The sequence below is a fragment of the Roseomonas rosulenta genome, assembly GCF_016106005.1.
Classification (GTDB): domain Bacteria; phylum Pseudomonadota; class Alphaproteobacteria; order Acetobacterales; family Acetobacteraceae; genus Neoroseomonas; species Neoroseomonas rosulenta.
In genome coordinates this window covers 1-868 of the sequence record NZ_JACADR010000602.1, presented here as the reverse complement: position 1 = coordinate 868, position 868 = coordinate 1, and the positions used below count along the sequence as shown (strand labels likewise).

1 protein-coding gene is annotated in these 868 nt (G+C 67.5%); it reads right to left on the bottom strand.

The window, feature by feature from the left end:
- The gene (locus tag HW578_RS27155) at nucleotides 1-501 is read right to left on the bottom strand and encodes a DUF2924 domain-containing protein (RefSeq protein WP_198373801.1); all 501 of its coding nucleotides are present in this window, start codon (nucleotides 499-501) and stop codon (nucleotides 1-3) included.
- Nucleotides 502-868: the final 367 nt, after the last annotated feature.

Genomic DNA, 868 nt, shown 5'->3' with positions numbered 1-868 from the left:
CTATGCTGGATCGCGCGACGGACCGCCTCTGTCGTGCGGGCGCAGCCGTGAAGAACCTGCCCCATAGCGCATCCCTCCATGCCAGGGAGAAGACTGCACCACCAAAGCCCGGGACCAAACATCTAGTGCCCGGCGCTGGTCCTGCCAGTCGGCGGGAATGCGAGTGTCCTGCAGCAGGCGTGAGGCCATCAGGTTCGTGGGCTGGCAGCCGCCGAGGATGGCGTCAACGATGTCTGGCAGCAGCCAGGCGAGGCGCACCAGCCGCGTCGCGTAGGACTGCGAGATGCCCGGTCCGCCGCGACCGCCGTCAGGCTCGGCGCGCTGCCCCGCCATCTCGAAGCCCTCCTCCAGGGCCAGCACGGTGTAGGTTTTGCCGTGCCACTCCCGCAGCAGGGTCCAGCCGGGCTTGAGGCGTGGCGTTGATCTCAGCGCCTTCAGCGCCCCGGCAAGTCGGGGACACGCAACCGACGATGCCAATACATCACGGTGGGCATCTGACACTGGTTGCCAGCCAGCCTTTACGGGTTGTCCGCTACGGTTCGAATTCCCCTCTCCTGCTGCTCAGCGTGACCCGCAAGTCGGGATGAGAAAGACGACGACCATAGTGAACCGCCGAATGTGCGGGGCTGCGGCATGCGCCTTGGGCACGCGGTGTGTCAGCCGCGCGCAGACGGCTTGGCCGCTCGGCCGGCCGGTCCGCGCGATCTGCCCTACCGCGCCAAGCCCGGTCGTGTCCCGCAGCGTGGTGTAGGAGCGCCCTGGTCTCCTGAGCGGGTATGAGCTGCGTTCAGTCTGCCACGGCGGGCAGGCTGACATTGGGAGCATCGCTGATGGGGGCGAGCGTCTCAAGGCTCATGTAGCGGCGCTG